Source organism: Streptococcus sp. HMSC034E12 (genome assembly GCF_001835915.1).
Classification (GTDB): domain Bacteria; phylum Bacillota; class Bacilli; order Lactobacillales; family Streptococcaceae; genus Streptococcus; species Streptococcus vaginalis.
Window position 1 is genome coordinate 1 of sequence record NZ_KV826481.1, and the last position, 662, is coordinate 662.

The following is a 662-nucleotide window of genomic DNA, read 5'->3' on the forward strand; positions in this document are numbered from 1 at the left end:
GTTCGATCCCGTTAACTCCCATTTCTTTAAGCGGAAAGGCTTAATAGGTCCCGTAGTGTAGCGGTTATCACGTCGCCCTGTCACGGCGAAGATCGCGGGTTCGATTCCCGTCGGGACCGTTTTAGTGTATAGAGATACATTAGAGAGACTCGTTAGCTCAGTTGGTAGAGCATTTGACTTTTAATCAAAGGGTCACTGGTTCGAGCCCAGTACGGGTCATAGTCACAGGCGGGTGTGGCGGAATTGGCAGACGCACCAGATTTAGGATCTGGCGCTTAACGGCGTGGGGGTTCAAGTCCCTTCACCCGCATAGGAGATAAGCCGGCTTAGCTCAGTTGGTAGAGCATCTGATTTGTAATCAGAGGGTCGCGTGTTCAAGTCATGTAGCCGGCATTAAAGGAAAGAAGCGAATGCGAACGTAGTTCAGTGGTAGAACATCACCTTGCCAAGGTGGGGGTCGCGGGTTCGAACCCCGTCGTTCGCTTGAGGAAGCCGGGGTGGCGGAACTGGCAGACGCACAGGACTTAAAATCCTGCGATTGGAAACAATCGTACCGGTTCGATTCCGGTCCTCGGCATAGGAAAGAGCACCCTTAGCTCAACTGGATAGAGTACCTGACTACGAATCAGGCGGTTAGAGGTTCGACTCCTCTAGGGTGCATA

Annotated in this window: 7 tRNA genes; all 7 read left to right on the forward strand. The window is 52.4% G+C overall.

Annotated features, from left to right (window positions below):
- The first annotated feature begins 46 nt into the window (after window positions 1-46).
- Window positions 47-119, forward strand: a tRNA-Asp gene (locus HMPREF2574_RS09335).
- A 27-nt stretch (window positions 120-146) separates the two neighbouring features.
- A tRNA-Lys gene (locus HMPREF2574_RS09340) sits at window positions 147-219 on the forward strand.
- Window positions 220-228: 9 nt separating this feature from the next.
- Window positions 229-310, forward strand: a tRNA-Leu gene (locus HMPREF2574_RS09345).
- A gap of 10 nt (window positions 311-320) precedes the next feature.
- Window positions 321-393 (forward strand) — tRNA-Thr (locus HMPREF2574_RS09350).
- A 19-nt stretch (window positions 394-412) separates the two neighbouring features.
- A tRNA-Gly gene (locus HMPREF2574_RS09355) sits at window positions 413-484 on the forward strand.
- A gap of 7 nt (window positions 485-491) precedes the next feature.
- Window positions 492-577: transfer RNA gene (locus tag HMPREF2574_RS09360), tRNA-Leu, on the forward strand.
- A 9-nt stretch (window positions 578-586) separates the two neighbouring features.
- Window positions 587-660: transfer RNA gene (locus HMPREF2574_RS09365), tRNA-Arg, on the forward strand.
- Window positions 661-662 lie beyond the last annotated feature (2 nt).